This is a genomic window from Citrobacter sp. RHB20-C16 (genome assembly GCF_013890155.1).
GTDB classification, from domain to species: domain Bacteria; phylum Pseudomonadota; class Gammaproteobacteria; order Enterobacterales; family Enterobacteriaceae; genus Citrobacter_A; species Citrobacter_A amalonaticus.
In genome coordinates, this window is sequence record NZ_CP057630.1 from 4,273,415 (window position 1) to 4,292,887 (window position 19,473).

18 protein-coding genes and 3 tRNA genes are annotated in these 19,473 nt (G+C 53.4%); 10 read left to right on the forward strand and 11 right to left on the reverse strand.

The annotated features are described in order from the left end of the window. Positions 1-8: 8 nt before the first annotated feature. Genes amiB through nnr form a run of 3 tightly spaced genes read right to left on the reverse strand, consistent with a single transcriptional unit; the run spans position 9 to position 3,337 of the window. The gene (gene amiB, locus HVX64_RS20470; protein ID WP_044257230.1) at positions 9-1,340 is read right to left on the reverse strand and encodes an N-acetylmuramoyl-L-alanine amidase AmiB; all 1,332 of its coding nucleotides are present in this window, start codon (positions 1,338-1,340) and stop codon (positions 9-11) included. Positions 1,341-1,356: 16 nt separating this feature from the next. Beyond that, positions 1,357-1,818 carry a tRNA (adenosine(37)-N6)-threonylcarbamoyltransferase complex ATPase subunit type 1 TsaE gene (gene tsaE / locus HVX64_RS20475; RefSeq protein WP_042999180.1) on the reverse strand — a complete coding sequence of 154 codons (462 nt, stop codon included), beginning with the start codon at positions 1,816-1,818 and terminating at the stop codon, positions 1,357-1,359. Continuing rightward, positions 1,790-3,337, reverse strand: a complete 1,548-nt coding sequence (gene nnr, locus HVX64_RS20480; protein WP_044328470.1) for a bifunctional ADP-dependent NAD(P)H-hydrate dehydratase/NAD(P)H-hydrate epimerase — start codon at positions 3,335-3,337, stop codon at positions 1,790-1,792. The genes tsaE and nnr overlap by 29 nt, the downstream gene beginning before the upstream one ends. Here nnr and queG point away from each other — a divergent pair. Beyond that, positions 3,336-4,475, forward strand: a complete 1,140-nt coding sequence (queG, locus tag HVX64_RS20485) for a tRNA epoxyqueuosine(34) reductase QueG (protein ID WP_044257234.1) — start codon at positions 3,336-3,338, stop codon at positions 4,473-4,475. The genes nnr and queG overlap by 2 nt on opposite strands. Before the next feature lie 269 nt (positions 4,476-4,744). Here queG and HVX64_RS20490 read toward each other — a convergent pair. The 4 genes from HVX64_RS20490 to orn form a co-directional block, all read right to left on the reverse strand. After that, positions 4,745-4,820: transfer RNA gene (locus tag HVX64_RS20490), tRNA-Gly, on the reverse strand. An 81-nt stretch (positions 4,821-4,901) separates the two neighbouring features. Beyond that, positions 4,902-4,977 (reverse strand) — tRNA-Gly (locus HVX64_RS20495). A gap of 81 nt (positions 4,978-5,058) precedes the next feature. Next, a tRNA-Gly gene (locus HVX64_RS20500) sits at positions 5,059-5,134 on the reverse strand. Between the two features lie 295 nt (positions 5,135-5,429). Beyond that, positions 5,430-5,975 (reverse strand): oligoribonuclease, encoded by a 546-nt coding sequence (orn, locus tag HVX64_RS20505; RefSeq protein WP_042999177.1) that lies wholly within the window; start codon positions 5,973-5,975, stop codon positions 5,430-5,432. A gap of 106 nt (positions 5,976-6,081) precedes the next feature. Between orn and rsgA the strand changes: the two genes are divergently transcribed. The 3 genes from rsgA to mscM all read left to right on the forward strand — a co-directional run bounded on the left by rsgA (position 6,082) and on the right by mscM (position 11,546). Beyond that, complete coding sequence (gene rsgA / locus HVX64_RS20510; protein ID WP_181825152.1) at positions 6,082-7,134, forward strand: small ribosomal subunit biogenesis GTPase RsgA; 1,053 nt, start codon at positions 6,082-6,084, stop codon at positions 7,132-7,134. Positions 7,135-7,229: 95 nt separating this feature from the next. Next, positions 7,230-8,201 (forward strand): archaetidylserine decarboxylase, encoded by a 972-nt coding sequence (gene asd / locus HVX64_RS20515; protein WP_044257238.1) that lies wholly within the window; start codon positions 7,230-7,232, stop codon positions 8,199-8,201. Positions 8,202-8,219: 18 nt separating this feature from the next. Further along, entirely contained in the window at positions 8,220-11,546 is a 3,327-nt protein-coding gene (gene mscM, locus HVX64_RS20520; protein WP_042999174.1) for a miniconductance mechanosensitive channel MscM, read from the forward strand. Positions 11,547-11,604: 58 nt separating this feature from the next. On the opposite strand, the gene HVX64_RS20525 is transcribed toward mscM, so the two are convergent. The 3 genes from HVX64_RS20525 to epmA all read right to left on the reverse strand — a co-directional run bounded on the left by HVX64_RS20525 (position 11,605) and on the right by epmA (position 14,036). Then, entirely contained in the window at positions 11,605-11,919 is a 315-nt protein-coding gene (locus HVX64_RS20525) for a YjeO family protein (protein ID WP_044257242.1), read from the reverse strand. Continuing rightward, on the reverse strand, positions 11,920-12,630 hold the full coding sequence (locus tag HVX64_RS20530; RefSeq protein WP_044257380.1) for a hypothetical protein: 711 nt from the start codon (positions 12,628-12,630) through the stop codon (positions 11,920-11,922). It lies immediately after the preceding gene. A gap of 428 nt (positions 12,631-13,058) precedes the next feature. After that, positions 13,059-14,036, reverse strand: a complete 978-nt coding sequence (gene epmA, locus HVX64_RS20535) for an elongation factor P--(R)-beta-lysine ligase (RefSeq protein ID WP_042999172.1) — start codon at positions 14,034-14,036, stop codon at positions 13,059-13,061. A 323-nt stretch (positions 14,037-14,359) separates the two neighbouring features. Between epmA and frdA the strand changes: the two genes are divergently transcribed. The 5 genes from frdA to HVX64_RS20560 all read left to right on the forward strand — a co-directional run bounded on the left by frdA (position 14,360) and on the right by HVX64_RS20560 (position 18,294). Continuing rightward, positions 14,360-16,150 (forward strand): fumarate reductase (quinol) flavoprotein subunit, encoded by a 1,791-nt coding sequence (gene frdA, locus HVX64_RS20540; protein ID WP_042999171.1) that lies wholly within the window; start codon positions 14,360-14,362, stop codon positions 16,148-16,150. Next, positions 16,143-16,877 carry a fumarate reductase iron-sulfur protein gene (frdB, locus tag HVX64_RS20545; protein WP_042999170.1) on the forward strand — a complete coding sequence of 245 codons (735 nt, stop codon included), beginning with the start codon at positions 16,143-16,145 and terminating at the stop codon, positions 16,875-16,877. The genes frdA and frdB overlap by 8 nt, the downstream gene beginning before the upstream one ends. Before the next feature lie 10 nt (positions 16,878-16,887). Beyond that, the gene (frdC, locus tag HVX64_RS20550) at positions 16,888-17,283 is read left to right on the forward strand and encodes a fumarate reductase subunit FrdC (RefSeq protein ID WP_042321376.1); all 396 of its coding nucleotides are present in this window, start codon (positions 16,888-16,890) and stop codon (positions 17,281-17,283) included. Between the two features lie 10 nt (positions 17,284-17,293). Further along, the gene (gene frdD / locus HVX64_RS20555; RefSeq protein ID WP_042999169.1) at positions 17,294-17,653 is read left to right on the forward strand and encodes a fumarate reductase subunit FrdD; all 360 of its coding nucleotides are present in this window, start codon (positions 17,294-17,296) and stop codon (positions 17,651-17,653) included. Between the two features lie 107 nt (positions 17,654-17,760). After that, on the forward strand, positions 17,761-18,294 hold the full coding sequence (locus HVX64_RS20560; protein WP_044257244.1) for a lipocalin family protein: 534 nt from the start codon (positions 17,761-17,763) through the stop codon (positions 18,292-18,294). Here HVX64_RS20560 and sugE read toward each other — a convergent pair. Continuing rightward, positions 18,291-18,608, reverse strand: coding sequence for a quaternary ammonium compound efflux SMR transporter SugE (gene sugE, locus HVX64_RS20565; RefSeq protein WP_042321373.1), 318 nt, complete (start codon positions 18,606-18,608; stop codon positions 18,291-18,293). The two genes, HVX64_RS20560 and sugE, sit on opposite strands and share 4 nt — an antisense overlap. A gap of 256 nt (positions 18,609-18,864) precedes the next feature. On the opposite strand from sugE, the gene HVX64_RS20570 reads away from it, so the two are divergent. Then, entirely contained in the window at positions 18,865-19,455 is a 591-nt protein-coding gene (locus HVX64_RS20570) for a LuxR C-terminal-related transcriptional regulator (protein ID WP_042999167.1), read from the forward strand. Positions 19,456-19,473 lie beyond the last annotated feature (18 nt).

Sequence of the window (19,473 nt, forward strand, 5' to 3'; positions counted from 1 at the left end):
CAAATTCCTTAGTTGATCAACGACTCACCCGGCGTAGCAGCGCTCGCGGTTTGCGCCGCACTTCCCTGCGGGGCCGACTGCATCGGATGCGCCTGGAAGTAGTTACGCAGCCCTTTGTAAATCGCATCGGCCAGTTGTTGCTGATACGCATCGCTCGCCAACAGACGTTCTTCACTGTGATTACTGATAAACCCGGTTTCCACCAGCACCGAGGGAATATCTGGCGAACGCAGAACGCCCAGGCTGGCATGTTCTGGCCGCCGTTTATGCAGTGACCCAATCCGTTCGAGCTGGCCTAACATGTTGGTTGCCACATCATACCCTACGCGTTGGGAATGGCCGAACTGCAAATCCAGCACCGCCTGACTTAGGTACGGATCGGCCTGGCTGTTTGCCAGCACATCCCCCGCGCCGCCCAACAGCTCCGACTGTTTTTCATGTTCTTCAAGCCAGTTCGCCATTTCGCTGTTGGCGCGCCGGTTCGACAGCACCCACACGGAGGCACCCGTAGCGCTGCGGTTGGGCGCGGCATCGGCGTGAATCGACACCAGGAAGTTGGCGTTTTGCTTACGCGCCACGTCAGAGCGCCCCATCACAGAGATAAAATAATCCCCGTCACGGGTTAACACGCCTTTAAACATCGGATCATCATTAAGCAGCGTGCGCAGTTTACGGGCCACCGCGATAGTGACATTTTTCTCTCGCGTACCGCCGGGGCCGATCGCGCCGGGATCCTGCCCACCGTGCCCGGCATCAATGGCGATCACCACTTTGTCACCATTGCTGGATGTCGCTCTGGCCGCCGGGCGCGTCGCCGTATTGCTGCTGATCACGGCGGTGGTGCGATCGTTGCTGGTTTTAAACGGATTTCGCGCAGGTTCAGTCGGACGCGGCGCCACCACCGGCGTTTCGACGCGTTTAGCAACGACTGGAGCGGGGGGAGGTGGCGGAGGCGTATCGGCGTTAATGGTAAAGACTACCGTGTAGTTTCCGCCATTCTGCCGTTTTACCGCCTCGGTTTTCCCGTTTTCGGTTAAATCCACCATCAGTCGTAGTGACTGTGGATCTTTCGCCGTGCCGGAACGAATGGTCTTCACCAGGTTATTACCGCTGAACATCAGCGGAAGACCCTGAATGACCCCCGTTTGCTTAATATCCAGCGCAACGGTACGTTTGCCTTCATGGGAAAAGGCATAATCGGGATCGCCAATAAAACTGAGCGTAATACGCGCCTGTCGATCGCCGTTGGAGACCTGGATATCGGAGAGGCTGGCGGCTCCGGCCTGCGCGCACAGCAGAACCAGCATGGCCACCAACCCATTTCTGATACGATAAATCATCCCGCCACCTTTAAGGTTAACCGGCTAAACGCGCCAGCAACGAATCACCTGATGAGGAGACAGCACGGATGCGCGCCTCACGACCTTGCGCCTGGTAATCTATGTGTATTTCGACATCCGGGTCCGGGAGTACACCTTTACCCTGTTGCGGCCATTCCACCAGGCAAATGGCATCGTTGGCAAAATAATCGCGGATCCCCATAAATTCGAGCTCCTCGGGATCGGCAAGACGATACAGATCGAAGTGATAGACCATCAGGTTATCGAGAGAATAGGGTTCGACCAGCGTATAGGTTGGACTTTTTACATTACCGGAATGGCCTAACGCCTGCAGGAATCCCCGACTAAAGGTGGTTTTACCCGCGCCTAAATCACCGTAGAGATAGATCACGGTCGCGCCGTTGCAGGCCTTGGCTACCCGTTGTCCCAGGTCTAATGTTGCCTGTTCGTCAGGTAGCGGAATTACTCGATTCATCATGATAAACGTCAATCACATCAGGGTTAACAATACGCTGTAGCGTGGAAAAAAGATCGGTTGCCAACATGCCGCGCATACCGGCACGCGCCGCCAGAACATCGGCCGCCGCACCGTGAGCCACGCAGCCAGCACAGGCTGCATCATACGGGGTAAACTTCTGTCCGAGCAATGCGCCAATAATACCGGAAAGCACATCGCCCATGCCGCCGCTGGCCATGCCTGCGTTGCCGACATCAGCAATTCCCAACGCCTCCGGTTGTGCGGCAACCACCGTTCCCGCCCCTTTCAACACCGCAACGCCTCCGTAACGTTTTACCAGACGCTGTGCAGAATGTAAGCGATCACTTTCAATTTCTGCGACAGAACACCCCAGTAACCGCGCGGCTTCTCCCGGATGCGGTGTGATGACGCGATTGTGACGTTTATCGGGATTGATTGCCAGCAGGTTCAACGCATCGGCGTCCCAGACCATCGGTTTACGGAAATTCTCGACTTTTTGCAGCGCTTTCTTCCCCCACTCCGCCTGCCCGAGCCCAGGGCCAATGATGATGACATCCGCCCATGCGAGGCTTTCGTCAAGGGACTGCGGCGTCAGTTCATGCACCATCAGTTCGGGACGAGCGGTCAGCAGTGGGGCGATATTTTCGCTGCGCGTCAGCACGCGTACCAGCCCCGCTCCGGCGCGCAGCGCCGCTTCACCGGCCAGTCGAATCGCCCCCGCCGTGCCGTGATCGCCGCCGATCACCACCAGTCGACCGTGATCGCCTTTATGCGACGTTGCACGACGCGGAGAGAGCCAGTGCGCAAGTTGTGAGGCGTCAAAGCGTTGAATCGGCGCGTCCTGCCCTGTCAGCCAGTCGTCCAGTCCCAGCGAATTAAAATGAAGGCGCCCGGTCACATCCCGGGCTTTCCCCGTCAGCAGACCGGGTTTCAGGACGATAAAGGTGACCGTGCGTTCGGCCCGGATGACCGCACCGGGCGTCGCGCCCGTTTGTGCCAGCAACCCGGAAGGAATGTCTATTGAGACAACAGGCGCAGGGTGGGCGTTTGCCCGTTCGATTAATTCAGACAACGGCTCGCGCGGCGCCTGGGTTAACCCGATCCCCAGAAGCGCATCAATAATCAGGTCGATATTTTCCGGCCAGGCAATCGCCGGGGAATGGATCACACCTCCTGCATTCAGCCAGGCTTCCCGCGCCTGTGCGGCCTCCTCGGGCAGCGGCTTATCGCTTTCCAGCGCTACCAGGGTGACCAGAATCCCTGCTGCTTTCGCCAGCCTCGCCACCACATAGCCATCGCCACCATTGTTACCGTGACCGCAGAGCACCAACCAGCGTCGGGCATAAGGCCGGGACTCGCGCGCCACGTCAAACACCGCCTCGCCCGCTCGCAACATCAGTTCGAACAACGTGAGCCCCAGCGTGTCAGCAGCTTCTCGCTCCAGCCGTTTGATGTCATCGGCGGGCCAGATGGAGTGTGGTATACTGATGGGGTTTTTCTTCATTGTATGGTCCGTCATGTCAGAGCCCCTCAATCTCAATCAGTTAACGCAAAATATTAAGCAGTGGGGGCTGGAACTGGGCTTTCAGCAGGTCGGTATTACCGATACTGACCTGAGCGAGTCCGAACCCAAACTGCAGGCGTGGCTGGACAAACAATACCACGGCGAAATGGACTGGATGGCGCGCCACGGCATGATGCGCGCGCGTCCTCATGAGCTACTGCCTGGCACACTTCGCGTCATCAGCGTGCGCATGAACTATCTTCCCGCCCACGCCGCGTTTGCCCGGACGCTGAAAAATCCCTCGCAGGGTTACATCAGTCGCTATGCCCTGGGCCGCGACTACCATAAGCTTTTACGCAACCGCCTCAAAAAGCTGGGTGAGAGGATTCAGCAGCACTGTGTCTCGCTGAATTTTAGACCTTTTGTCGACTCTGCGCCCATACTTGAGCGCCCGCTGGCAGAAAAAGCCGGTCTGGGATGGACAGGTAAGCACTCACTAATCCTCAACCGTGAGGCCGGGTCGTTTTTCTTTCTTGGTGAGTTACTGATTGATTTGCCCCTGCCGGTTGATGCTCCCGTGGAGGAAGGATGCGGAAAGTGCGTCGCCTGCATCACCACCTGTCCGACCGGGGCGATTGTCGCCCCCTACACGGTGGATGCACGTCGCTGCATCTCCTACCTCACCATCGAACTGGAAGGCGTAATCCCTGAAGCATTGCGACCATTGATGGGCAACCGGATCTACGGTTGTGATGACTGCCAGTTGATTTGCCCATGGAATCGCTACTCGCAGCTGACTGACGAAGACGATTTCAGTCCCCGTAAGCCGCTTCATGCGCCCGAGTTGATTGAGCTGTTCGCCAGAAATGAAGCCTGGTTTTTAAAAGTCACAGAAGGGTCAGCCATTCGTCGTATTGGTCATCTGCGCTGGCTGCGTAATATTGCGGTAGCACTCGGTAATGCGCCCTGGAGTGACGCCGCCCTTTCCGCACTGGAAAGCCGCCGGAGTGAGCACCCACTTCTTGATGAACACATTGAGTGGGCCGTCGCGCAGCAGATCGCGAAGCGAAACGCCGACGTGATCGAGGTGCAATCACCAAAGCAAAGGCGACTGGTTAATGCTATCGAAAAGGGACTTCCACGGGACGCCTGAATCGTCCACAGGCTGTGCATAAAAATAAAAACACATTGCTATTCAAGAACGAAAAAATCGTCAAGTGATCGCATTAACAATTTGTAATCTTAATTTAAACTTTGATTTCAGATAGTTATAAAGAAACTATTCACTTAGCGAAGTATTTGAATATTCCGTAGAAAAATCCGAAGCTGTGGATAACTCTGTTCACAAGAGTATGACAGATACAAAACGAAACGACCCCAACGCATAAACGCACTGTGGTTGATTTTCTGAAGATAAGAATTTGGAGCGGGAAACGAGACTCGAACTCGCGACCCCGACCTTGGCAAGGTCGTGCTCTACCAACTGAGCTATTCCCGCTTAATCTTCGTCTTTCAAACTGCTGTCGCAATTCGAAATCCTGCGATTGGGTGGTCTGTGCTAAGAAACACTTTCAAATTTTGGAGCGGGAAACGAGACTCGAACTCGCGACCCCGACCTTGGCAAGGTCGTGCTCTACCAACTGAGCTATTCCCGCTTAATCTTCGTCTTTCAAACTGCTGTCGCACTTCGAAATTCTGCGATTGGGTGGTCTGTGCTAAGAAGCACTTTCAAATTTTGGAGCGGGAAACGAGACTCGAACTCGCGACCCCGACCTTGGCAAGGTCGTGCTCTACCAACTGAGCTATTCCCGCTTAATCTTCGTCATTCATGTTGCTGCTGTGTTGGCTGCCTTGCTGCAACATGAAATGCTTTGATTAAAATTTGTTGCTGCCGTAACGCATAATTCTCTGTCGTTACGGGAGGCGCATTATACGAGAAATCCTTTCTCCTGCAACCCCTTCAAACGCAATTTTTTGTGAATTTTGTTTGAGTGACGATTTTATCAGCAAAGCGAGTAATTTAGCGGCAATCTTCGGTATACGCAAGCTTCCCGGATGTAAACTGTAGGCCGGGTAAGGTAAAGCCGCCACCCGGCATAGCCACCTTTTAAAGCTTAATAAAATTCTCACGATAGTAAGCCAGTTCCGCCACCGACTCGCGGATATCATCCATCGCCTTGTGCGTTCCTTCCTTGCTCAAACCGTCCAGAATTTCGGGTTTCCAGCGACGAGCCAGCTCTTTCAGCGTGCTGACATCCAGGTAGCGGTAATGGAAATACGCTTCCAGTTCTGGCATGTACTTAAACAAAAAACGGCGATCCTGTCCGATGCTGTTCCCGCAGATTGGCGACTTACCCGCTGGCACCCACGCTTGCAAAAATTCAATCGTCGCCAGTTCCGCTTCACGTTCACCCATTGTGCTCGCCTTCACTCGCTCCACCAGCCCGCTCCCGGTATGGGTACGCACGTTCCAGTCATCCATCAGCGCCAGCTGTTCATCAGACTGATGAACAGCAATCGTTGGCCCTTCAGCCAGAATATTCAGGTTGGCATCGGTGACCAGTGTGGCGATTTCAATTATGCGATCGCGCTCGGGATCCAGACCGGTCATCTCCAGATCAATCCAAATCAAGTTGTTTTCATTGGCACTCATGCTATTTTCCACCCTTCATACGTCACATTCTGTGTGACTACTCTCAACTAGAATTGTGTGTATCATAGATGTTTTGCCCAACATGGGCGACCAGGAGCCAGTACGATTGAGTAAAAATAAACTCTCCAAAGGCCAACAGCGCCGCGTGAACGCTAATCACCAGCGTCGTCTTAAAACGTCTAAGGAGAAGCCAGACTACGATGACATCCTGTTTGGCGAGACCGCTGAAGGGATCGTCATTAGCCGTTTTGGCATGCATGCCGACGTCGAATCTGCCGACGGTGAAATTCACCGCTGCAACATTCGCCGGACGATACGCTCGCTAGTGACCGGCGACCGTGTGGTCTGGCGTCCCGGCAAAGCGGCTGCGGAAGGGGTCAACGTCAAAGGCATCGTCGAGGCGGTGCATGAACGTACCTCGGTATTGACGCGCCCGGACTTCTACGATGGCGTAAAACCCATTGCCGCCAATATCGACCAGATTGTCATTGTCTCCGCAATTTTACCGGAGCTGTCACTCAATATTATCGACAGGTATCTGGTGGCCTGTGAGACATTGCAGGTTGAGCCGATCATCGTGCTCAACAAAATCGATCTGCTGGATGACGAAAGCATGGCGTTTGTGAATGAGCAGATGGATATCTATCGTCATATCGGTTATCGCGTGCTGATGGTCTCCAGCCACACTCAGGATGGTCTGAAACCGCTGGAAGAAGCGTTGACCGGGCGCATCAGCATCTTTGCCGGTCAGTCCGGCGTTGGCAAATCCAGCCTGCTCAACGCATTGCTCGGTCTGCAGGAAGCCATTCTCACCAACGATGTCTCTGACAACTCCGGTCTGGGACAGCACACTACCACCGCGGCCCGCCTCTACCACTTCCCACATGGCGGCGACGTCATCGATTCCCCTGGCGTGCGTGAATTCGGCCTGTGGCACCTGGAGCCGGAACAAATCACCCATGGCTTTGTCGAATTTCATGACTATCTGGGGCTGTGCAAATATCGTGACTGTAAGCACGACACTGACCCAGGCTGCGCCATTCGTGCCGCCGTAGAGGACGGGAAAATTGCGGAAACCCGTTTCGAAAATTATCACCGTATTCTCGAAAGCATGTCGCAGGTAAAAACGCGTAAAAACTTTTCTGATACCGATGACTGACAACTAAGCTAAGCATCGCTAGAATCGTCCCCCTTTTTCAGGATCCGGCATCAACGCCGGGTCAGGAACGATAAAACAATAGCCTGGAGGCTACCTTGTTAAACTCATTTAAACTTTCGCTACAATACATTCTGCCGAAACTATGGCTCACTCGCCTGGCGGGCTGGGGCGCGAGCAAACGAGCGGGATGGCTGACTAAGCTGGTTATCGATCTGTTCGTGAAGTACTACAAGGTCGATATGAAAGAAGCGCAGAAGCCAGATACCGCCAGCTACCGCTCATTCAATGATTTCTTTGTCCGCCCACTGCGTGACGACGTTCGCCCGTTGAATACCGATCCGAACGTACTGGTCATGCCGGCTGACGGTGTCATCAGCCAGTTAGGCGCTATCGAAGAAGATAAGATCCTGCAGGCCAAAGGCCACAACTACAGCCTGGAAGCCCTGCTGGCTGGTAACTACCTGATGGCGGATCTTTTCCGTAACGGGTCGTTTGTGACCACCTATCTGTCACCGCGTGATTACCACCGCGTGCACATGCCATGTAACGGCATTCTGCGTGAGATGATTTATGTTCCGGGCGATCTGTTCTCGGTTAATCATCTGACGGCCCAGAACGTCCCGAACCTGTTTGCCCGTAATGAGCGTGTTATCTGCCTGTTCGATACGGAGTTTGGCCCAATGGCGCAAATTCTGGTCGGTGCTACGATTGTTGGCAGTATCGAAACCGTCTGGGCGGGAACCATCACGCCGCCGCGCGAGGGCGTGATCAAACGCTGGACCTGGCCTGCCGGAGAAAGCGAAGGCTCCGTGGCGCTGCTGAAGGGTCAGGAAATGGGTCGCTTTAAACTGGGCTCCACGGTGATCAACCTGTTTGCGCCAGGTAAAGTGAATCTGGTCGAGCAGCTTGAGAGCCTCTCTGTGACCAAAATTGGTCAGCCGCTGGCGATCTCCACAGAGACATTCGTTGTGCCAGTCGACGCCGAGCCTGCACCATTACCAGATGAAGAGATCAAAGCTGAACACGACGCCAGTCCGCTGGTCGACGATAAGAAAGACGAAACCTAATAGTAGAAGGACGTTGCTGTGCGCCTGATTATCGCGTTTCTGATGGCCTGGTGCCTCAGCCAGGGGGCGTACGCTGCAACCGCCCCCGACGCCAAACAAATCACTCAGGAACTGGAGCAGGCGAAATCCGCAAAGCCTGCTCAGCCTGATGTTGTTGAAGCCCTTCAGTCTGCGTTGAACGCGCTCGAGGAACGTAAAGGTTCTCTCGAGCGGGCTCAGCAATATCAGCAGGTTATCGATAATTTCCCGAAAATGTCCGCCAGCCTGCGCGCGCAGTTAACCAATCTGCGCGATGAACCCCGCAGCGTATCGCCGGGCATGACGACTGATGCGCTGAATCAGGAAATTCTCCAGGTCAGTAGCCAGTTGCTGGAAAAAAGCCGTCAGGCCCAGCAGGAGCAGGAACGCGCCCGTGAGATTGCCGACTCATTAAGCCAACTGCCTCAGCAGCAAACCGATGCCCGCCGACAGCTCAACGAAATTGAACGCCGTATTGGCAGCGCCACCGGCAACACCCCGCTCAACCAGGCGCAAAATTTCAGCATGCAGGCTGAATCCGCTCGCCTGAAAGCGCTGGTTGATGAGCTGGAGCTGGCGCAGTTGTCGGCCAACAACCGTCAGGAACTGGCTCGTATGCGCTCGGAACTGGCGGAAAAACAGAGCCAGCAACTGGATGCGTATTTACAGGCACTGCGCAATCAGCTCAACAGCCAGCGCCAGCGTGAAGCCGAACGGGCGCTGGAAAGTACCGAGTTACTGGCGGAGAACAGCGCTGATTTACCGCCGGATATTGTCGCCCAGTTCAAAGTGAACCGGGAACTGTCAGCCGCGCTGAATCAGCAGGCGCAGCGCATGGATCTCGTCGCCTCTCAGCAACGTCAGGCCGCCAGCCAGACTCAGCAGGTACGTCAGGCGTTGACGACGCTGCGTGAACAGTCGCAATGGTTAGGCTCGTCTAACCTGTTGGGTGAAGCGTTACGCGCCCAGGTGGCACGTCTGCCGGAAATGCCCAAACCCCAGCAGTTGGATACTGAAATGGCGCAACTGCGCGTCCAGCGTCTGCGCTATGAAGATCAGCTCAATAAGCAGCCTCAGCTGCGCCAGCTCCATCAGGCGGACGGGCAGCCGCTCACCGCCGAACAAAACCGTATTCTTGAGGCGCAACTGCGCACCCAACGTGAGCTGCTGAATTCGCTGTTACAGGGCGGCGACACGCTGATCCTTGAACTGACCAAGCTGAAGGTCTCCAATAGCCAGCTTGAAGATGCGTTGAAAGAGGTGAACGAAGCGACCCACCGCTATCTGTTCTGGACCTCAGACGTTCGTCCAATGTCATTCTCCTGGCCGATAGATATCGTGCAGGATCTGCGTCGGCTGATCTCACTCGACACCTTCAGCCAGTTAGGTCAGGCCAGCGTGATGATGCTGACCAGCAGAGATACCCTGCTGCCGCTGTTTGGCGCGTTGATTCTGGTCGGGTTCAGCATTTACTCGCGTCGCCACTTTACCCGTTTTCTGGAGCGTTCTGCCGCCCGAGTGGGCAAGGTGACGCAGGATCACTTCTGGCTGACGCTGCGTACCGTATTCTGGTCGATACTGGTGGCCTCGCCGCTGCCAGTACTGTGGATGACGCTGGGATACGGACTGCGCGAGGCCTGGCCTTATCCGCTTGCCGTCGCGATAGGCGATGGCGTCACGGCGACGGTGCCGCTGCTGTGGGTCGTGATGATTTGCGCGACATTTGCCCGGCCCAATGGCCTGTTTATCGCCCACTTTGGCTGGCCGCGCGAACGCGTGTCACGTGCGATGCGTTATTATCTGATGAGTATCGGGCTTATCGTGCCGCTGATTATGGCGCTCATCATGTTTGATAACCTCAACGATCGGGAGTTTTCTGGCTCGCTCGGTCGCCTGTGCTTTATGCTGATTTGCGGCGCGCTGGCACTGGTCACCCTGAGCCTGAAAAAAGCCGGGATCCCGCTCTATCTCGATAAAGAAGGCAGCGGCGACAATATCGTGAACAGCATGCTGTGGAACCTGATGATAGGCGCGCCGGTGGTGGCGATACTGGCTGCCGCCGTGGGCTATCTGGCGACGTCACAGGCGCTGCTGGCGCGACTGGAAACCTCCGTCGCCATCTGGTTCCTGCTGTTGGTGATTTATCACGTCATTCGCCGCTGGATGCTGATTCAGCGTCGCAGACTGGCCTTTGACCGTGCCAAGCACCGCCGTGCGGAAATGCTGGCCCAGCGCGCCCGTGGCGAAGAAGAGCCGGCTCATTCAACCAGTCTGGAAGGGACCATCGACGTTGATGAGAGCGAAGTCGATCTTGATGCTATCAGCGCCCAGTCGCTCCGTCTGGTGCGCTCCATCCTGATGCTGATCGCCCTGCTGTCGGTCATTGTGCTGTGGTCGGAAATTCACTCCGCATTCGGCTTCCTCGAAAACATCTCGCTGTGGGACGTCACCTCGACGGTGCAAGGGGTTGAAAGTTTAGAACCCATTACGCTGGGCGCGGTGCTGATCGCGATTCTGGTGTTTATCATCACCACCCAACTGGTGCGTAATCTGCCTGCGCTTCTCGAGCTGGCGTTGCTCCAACACCTCGATCTCACGCCGGGTACCGGCTATGCCATTACCACCATCACCAAGTACCTGTTGATGTTAATTGGCGGTCTGGTGGGCTTCTCGATGATCGGGATTGAGTGGGCGAAACTGCAATGGCTGGTGGCGGCACTCGGCGTCGGTCTGGGCTTTGGTTTGCAGGAAATTTTCGCCAACTTTATCTCCGGCCTGATCATCCTGTTTGAAAAGCCGATTCGTATTGGTGACACCGTGACCATTCGCGATCTGACAGGCAGCGTAACGAAGATCAATACCCGCGCGACGACCATCAGCGACTGGGACCGCAAAGAGATCATCGTGCCGAACAAAGCGTTTATCACCGAGCAGTTCATCAACTGGTCGCTGTCTGATTCCGTGACACGCGTGGTGCTGACCATTCCGGCCCCATCCGATGTGAACAGCGAAGAGGTGACGCAAATCCTGCTAACCGCCGCACACCGCTGCTCGTTAGTCATCGATAACCCGGCGCCAGAAGTCTTCCTTGTGGACTTACAACAGGGGATTCAGATCTTCGAACTGCGTATCTATGCCGCCGAGATGGGTCATCGCATGCCGCTGCGCCATGAAATCCACCAGTTGATTCTGGCAGGCTTCCGCGAGCACGGTATCGATATGCCGTTCCCGCCATTCCAGATGCGTCTGGAAAGTTTGAATGGCCGACAAACAGGAAAAACGCTCAGTTCTGCCGGCAGAAGAAGTCGTCCGGCGGGGAGTTTGTAAATCGTTTGTACGTGTATCAGCAGAGGTTGGTTGTATTCCATCAGCCAATCTCTACTTTTTAGAGGCATAAATGATATCGAATAATAAAACGCCATAACCAAAAACTCAGCAGAGTTAACACAACAAAATATTGCCAAATACTGCGATGTTTTTTCCATATAATCACATAGAGGATAGGGATAAAGATGGGTAGTGTTATTATCATTCCAGCTGCGCCAATGTCGTCATTTTCAATATACATCATGACATCACAGATGTTTTTAATTCCCCTTCCATCGATAAACCATTCCTTACTTTGCGTTGATAACATGGTTATCAATAAAATACAAACCATGCCTCCTATAAAATTCAAAACAAAAGCTTTCCAGTTCATTTAATTTCCTCGCAAAATCTTTTGTAGAATATCTTTCTTTTCCATAATTCGTCGGCCACATTCACTATATTCACGTTCTGCAGAGCCCGGTGATTTTCTAATCGAGAGAATAATATCTTCTTTGGCCCGTATAATTCCGCGATTATATCTGGACCTCGCTAATATAATTTGCTCATCAGTCAGGTGAAGAGTATCAGTATCTGGATTATCATAGAGAATAAGGTCATGTAAATGGAATGCTACAACACGAATGTTAAAACTGTCATCGAGTAAGCATTGTGATAACTTAGATTGCTGAAAATGCGAAAGCGTGTTTGGGTGAATACCGATTGTTCTGGCAGCGACGCCTATCTGGATCGCGATAGAACCAATAGATGTTGCATTGGACAACTCATTGTTGTTCTTTCCCAGGATCTCTTCAATTACTTGTCTGAATTGCAGAACGCCAACACCTTTGAATCTCTCCGGAGTTCCCCCTACTTCAGCAACCGCAACACCCGCAAGGAGTAATTCAGGTATTCGCGCTTCATAAGCATATTGTTTAATTTTATTCCGATGATGTACTAACCAGGCTGTTTTGTAATACCAAAGATATGCTTTTCCTGTCATAAAATGCCAATTAGTAGGCAACGCATACCAACGGAAAAAATCCCAACCATTCCAATGAGGGAAACCATATTCATCAATATCACAAAAAGGAGGCGAACTGATCACGATAACAATCCCATGATAGACCTCACTATTGAAAAGACAATAACTCTTTCGTCACTGCTCAGGATGAGATAGACATCACAATTATAAAAACGCATGTCAGCCTAACACAATATTATTCCAATAAAAAATTCAAACCATCTATAAAAACAATAAAATATATAATGCCGTTTATATATTCACACAGCGCGTTATATATAAAGAAAAATATAGCTTCTGCAATTAATATCCATCTAATGGTTAAATAAATATCTCGTGCAAAATAAATATATGATGAAGTCGTTCATACTAACCATCTACAGCGACTTAACGTTGAAACCTTAAGGTAGAAGTTACAAAAATAAAATGTGGGCGTTAAATATTAACTGAAAAGCATTCTTTAAAGCGGCGAGAAAAAACACGCCGCTTTGCTTTTTTGATTGAACAAGTTATGCGCGATCAACAGTAAACGCGATCACTTCCGCGAGGCTTTCTGCGCCCAGCGCCAGCATAACCAGACGATCCACACCCAGTGCGACGCCAGAACAGTCCGGCATGCCAACTTTCAACGCCTCAATCAGATTGTTATCGATCGGCTGCTGCGGCAGTCCGCGCGCGGCACGCTTACGGTTATCCTGTTCAAAACGTTGCTGCTGTTCACGCGCATCCGTCAACTCATGGAAACCATTCGCCAGCTCAATACCTTTGAAGTAGACCTCGAAACGTTCCGCTACACGGTGATCTTCCGTACTGATCTGCGCCAGTGATGCCTGGCTTGCCGGGAAGTGATACACAAACGTCGGTTTCTCTTTACCAATGTGCGGTTCAACGCCCATCGCAAACAGCAGTTGCAGTAAGGTATCGCGATCTTCTTCCGTATCGGCAATGTTGCTTAAATCCAGCTTTGCGGCAACTTCACGCAGCTGCGTTTTATCCGCAGACAGCGGATCAATCTCCAGATGACGCTGGAACGCTTGCTGATAAGAGAGGCTCTCCGCCGCCGGGCATTCCAGCACCTGCTGCAGCAAATCATCCACTTCGTTCATCAACCGGTACATGTCGTAATGGGGACGATACCACTCGAGCATAGTAAATTCGGGGTTGTGATGACGCCCCATCTCTTCATTACGGAAGCTACGGCACAGCTGAAAGACCGGACCACACCCTGCCACCAGCAGACGCTTCATGTGATATTCCGGGCTGGTCATTAAATAGAGGTTCATCCCTTGAGAGTGACCGGGGCCGACGAAACGCGTTTCGAACGGGAACAGATGAATGTCTGTGACCGTCGCCTGGCTCATGCAGGGCGTCTCAACCTCCAGCACGCCGCGATCGGCAAAGAAACGACGAATTTCCGTCATAATTGCCGCGCGTTTTAACAGGTTAGGTATGGACGCGCTCGGCTGCCAGGTTGCCGTTTCGCTCATGGTTCTTTCTCCAGTTTAAGACAAGGGCACGAAGTCTACTCGTAACGCGGCAATGAAACAAATTTTGCTCAGGAATACTCCGACACGGCTGAAGAGTTAAAAAACCGTAAAGCGATGGTTTAGTAATTAAATTAATCAAGATCACTGATAATTCCGGCCTCTGACACGCTAAAAAAATCGAACACGTCAAATTTCCCACTCATCGCAGAGACTATACTGTTGTACCTATAAAGGAGCAGTGGAAACGCATTCGCACCCCACCTGTTTCAGGGGTTTTACCCGAAATATGTGGTGGCGAAATTACAATAATCTGGAGGAATGTCGTGCAAACCTTTCAAGCCGATCTTGCCATTATAGGCGCCGGTGGCGCGGGATTACGCGCTGCAATTGCCGCAGCGCAGGCAAATCCTAATGCAAAAATCGCACTGATTTCAAAAGTGTACCCAATGCGCAGTCACACCGTGGCTGCTGAAGGGGGCTCAGCTGCTGTCGCCCAGGATCATGACAGCTTCGACTACCATTTTCACGATACGGTAGCGGGCGGAGACTGGCTGTGTGAACAGGATGTCGTGGATTATTTTGTCCACCACTGTCCTACCGAAATGACCCAACTGGAACAATGGGGCTGCCCGTGGAGTCGTCGCGAAGACGGCAGCGTCAACGTTCGTCGCTTTGGCGGGATGAAAATTGAGCGTACCTGGTTTGCTGCGGATAAAACCGGCTTCCATATGCTGCATACCCTGTTCCAGACTTCTCTGCAGTTCCCGCAGATCCAACGCTTTGACGAACACTTCGTCCTGGATATCCTGGTCGATGATGGTCATGCTCGCGGCCTGGTGGCGATGAACATGATGGAAGGCACGCTGGTACAGATTCGTGCTAACGCGGTAGTAATGGCGACAGGCGGCGCAGGCCGTGTGTATCGCTATAACACCAACGGCGGCATCGTGACCGGTGACGGCATGGGCATGGCGCTGAGCCACGGCGTTCCACTGCGTGACATGGAATTTGTTCAGTATCACCCGACCGGTCTGCCGGGCTCCGGTATTCTGATGACGGAAGGCTGTCGTGGTGAAGGCGGTATTCTGGTCAACAAAAACGGCTACCGTTATCTGCAGGATTACGGCATGGGTCCGGAAACTCCGCTGGGCGAGCCGAAAAACAAATATATGGAACTCGGTCCGCGCGACAAAGTTTCTCAGGCTTTCTGGCACGAATGGCGTAAAGGCAACACCATCTCCACGCCGCGTGGCGATGTTGTACATCTCGACCTGCGTCATCTGGGCGAGAAGAAACTGCTGGAACGTCTGCCGTTCATCTGTGAACTGGCGAAAGCTTATGTGGGCGTCGATCCAGTGAAAGAACCGATTCCGGTGCGTCCGACCGCGCACTACACCATGGGCGGTATCGAAACCGATCAGAACTGCGAAACCCGCATCAAAGGTCTGTTTGCCGTCGGCGAATGTTCTTCTGTGGGTCTGCACGGCGCGAACCGTCTGGGCTCTAACTCTCTGGCTGAGCTGGTGGTCTTTGGTCGTCTGGCAGGCGAGCAGGCGATGGAGCGTGCAGCAACGGCGGGCACTGCTAACGACGCCGCCCTTGACGCACAGGTTGCTGGCGTTGAACAACGTCTGAAAGACCTGGTCAACCAGGAAGGTAACGAGAACTGGTCGAAGATCCGCGACGAAATGGGGCTTTCGATGGAAGAAGGTTGCGGTATTTACCGTACACCGGAACTCATGCAGAAAACCGTGGATAAGCTGGCCGAACTGCAGGAGCGCTTCAAGCGCGTTCGCATCACTGACACCTCCAGCGTATTCAATACCGATCTGCTGTACACCATCGAGCTGGGTCACGGCCTGAACGTCGCTGAGTGTATGGCGCATTCCGCGCTGGCGCGTAAGGAATCACGCGGCGCACACCAACGTCTGGACGAAGGTTGCACCGAACGTGACGACGTCAACTTCCTCAAACATACTCTCGCCTTCCGCGATGCTGATGGCACGACTCGCCTCGACTATAGCGACGTGAAAATCACCACGCTGCCGCCGGCAAAACGTGTTTACGGTGGCGAAGCGGAAGCAGCCGATAAGAAGGAGAAGGCTAATGGCTGAGATGAAAAACCTGAAAGTTGAGGTGGTGCGTTATAACCCTGAGACCGACACCGCGCCGCACAGTGCTTTCTATGAAGTGCCTTATGATGAAACCACGTCACTGCTGGATGCGCTGGGCTACATCAAAGATAACCTGGCACCAGACCTGAGCTATCGCTGGTCCTGCCGTATGGCGATCTGCGGCTCCTGCGGCATGATGGTCAACAACGTGCCGAAACTGGCGTGCAAAACCTTCCTGCGTGATTACACCAACGGTATTAAGGTGGAAGCGCTGGGTAACTTCCCGATTGAGCGCGATCTGGTCGTCGATATGACGCACTTTATCGAAAGTCTGGAAGCAATTAAGCCGTACATCATCGGTAACCCGCGTACGCCGGATCAGGGACCAAATATCCAGAGCCCGGCGCAGATGGCGAAGTATCACCAGTTCTCTGGTTGCATCAACTGTGGTCTGTGCTATGCCGCATGTCCGCAGTTCGGCCTGAACCCTGAGTTCATCGGACCGGCTGCAATTACCCTGGCGCATCGTTACAACGAAGATAGCCGCGACCACGGTAAGAAGGAGCGTATGGCACAGTTGAACAGCCCGAACGGCGTATGGACCTGTACTTTCGTGGGCTACTGCTCCGAAGTTTGTCCGAAGCACGTCGATCCGGCGGCTGCCATTCAGCAGGGTAAAGTAGAAAGCTCGAAAGACTTTCTTATCGCTACCCTGAAACCACGCTAAGGAGTGCAACATGACGACTAAACGCAAACCCTATGTGCGGCCGATGACGTCCACCTGGTGGAAAAAATTGCCGTTTTATCGCTTTTACATGCTGCGCGAAGGCACAGCCGTTCCGGCAGTCTGGTTCAGCATTGAGCTGATTTTCGGCCTGTTCGCACTGAAGCATGGTGTCGAATCCTGGGCGGGCTTCGTCGGTTTTCTGCAAAACCCGGTGGTGGTGATCCTCAACGTGATCGCCCTGGCGGCAGCACTGCTGCACACCAAAACCTGGTTTGAGCTGGCGCCGAAAGCCGCCAACATCATCGTAAAAGACGAAAAAATGGGGCCAGAGCCGATCATCAAAGGTCTCTGGGCAGTTACTGTGGTGGCGACCGTAGTCATACTGTTTGTTGCCCTGTTCTGGTAAGGAGTCCGGGATGATTAATCCAAATCCAAAACGTTCTGACGAACCCGTATTCTGGGGTCTGTTTGGCGCAGGCGGTATGTGGGGTGCGATTATCGCGCCAGTGATGGTTCTGCTGGTGGGGATTCTGCTGCCGCTGGGTCTGTTCCCGGGCGATGCCCTGAGCTATGAGCGTGTTCTGGCGTTTGCTCAGAGCTTTATCGGCCGTGCTTTCCTGTTCCTGATGATTGTCCTGCCGCTGTGGTGTGGCTTACACCGTATGCACCACGCGATGCATGACCTGAAAATCCATGTGCCGGCTGGCAAATGGGTGTTCTACGGTCTGGCAGCCATCCTGACCGTCGTCACGGCGATTGGCATTCTGTCCGTCTAACGTCATCCGCCCTCTTGTCTGCTGATAAGAGGGCGTTTTTATCATTCCCGCCATTATTTCCCCCACCAGGTTCTACACTTAGGAAAAAACACCCTAAGGATAAAACTATGCGCCTGCTCCCCATCGTTGCCGCTGTAACCGCTGCGTTTCTGGTGGTCTCCTGTAGTACCCCAACCCCGCCACAGGGCGTTACCGTGGTGAATAACTTCGATGCCAAACGCTACCTCGGAACCTGGTACGAAATTGCCCGCTTTGATCATCGCTTTGAACGCGGACTGGAGAAGGTCACGGCGACTTATAGCCAGCGCGATGACGGTGGCCTTACTGTCATCAATAAAGGCTGGAATCCGGACAGGAACAGATGGCAGCAAAGTGAAGGAAAAGCCTATTTTACCGGTGACCCAAGCCGCGCAGCGCTGAAGGTTTCGTTCTTTGGGCCTTTCTACGGCGGGTATAACGTTATCGCGCTCGACAGAGAGTACCGACACGCGCTGGTCTGCGGCCCGGATCGCGACTACTTGTGGATACTCGCCCGCACGCCAACCATTTCTGACGAAATGAAGCAGCAGATGCTGGCCGTCGCGACCCGGGAAGGGTTTGATGTCAATAAACTTATCTGGGTGAAGCAGCCCGGCGGTTAGTGGGTGCTTAATTTCAGACCAATAATACCGACAACGATTAACGCCAGACTTGCCAGACGCATGGGATTGGCCGATTCGCCCAGCAGCAGAATACCTGTGATGGCGGCACCGACGGCGCCAATCCCTGTCCACACGGCATACGCGGTACCCACGGGTAGCGTTTTCATCGCCCACGCAAGGAGCGCCATACTGACGATCATCGCGGCAATGGTGATGATACTCGGTGTCAGGCGACTAAAACCGTGGGTATATTTCAGCCCCACCGCCCAAACGACTTCAAGCAGACCGGCGATTAATAAGATTATCCAGGACATATCAGGCTCCAGAGAAATGGGGCCGTCCCCGATGAAAGAAGCGTTCGCAGGTCGTCCTGCAAAGCTGAAGGTGGAAAAAACATTCTTGCCCGAGCGGCGGTGAATTTCAACATTTTTATCTTTCCGCACCTAAAAGCTTGAATTAGGCGCATTTCGCTGCGTATTTTGCGCATTCAGCACTCATCCGACTTCTCTATGATGGGACGCTTTCTGAAGTCAGGAAGCCATTTGCCTTACTTCTGAATGCGAAAACGCTATGTTGAAAATATTAGTGATTGACCGTTGCCACTTCACCCGCACAGGGATCGAGGCATGGCTTAATCATTCCGAACTCTTTAATACGTCGTTTCTGGTCTCTGGGCTCAATAATCTCTTACTGGTTAAAGAGCACATCCAACAGTGGAAACCTCACCTGGTTATTGCGGACTTATACGGGTTTCTCAACGACACCCTGTCGGCCGAGTCCATTGCCCCATTTTTCCTCGCCTGCGGCAGCAGTCCGTTGATATTACTGGAGTCAGGAGGCGTGATGGTAGAGACGCAGCGCTATCCTGTCTGTGCGTCATTAACCAAGCAGGTCTCTCTGGCGATACTGGCTGAAAATATCCACAACGCCCTGCTGAGCGGCTCGGTATCGGAAGCGCCCGGCAATGCCTCGACGCTGCTTACACCACAGGAAGAGAAAGTACTGACGATGTGGATGGAGGGGGCGAGTAACAACGCGATTGCCTGTGCGCTCAGTATTCATGGCAAAACGGTGTACACCTACAAACGCAATATCCGCATGAAGTTACACATGGATAATCGCTTTTCGCCGTTTCTTGCGCCAGCCGAGCTGAAAAATTAACGGCACGACAACACTGCC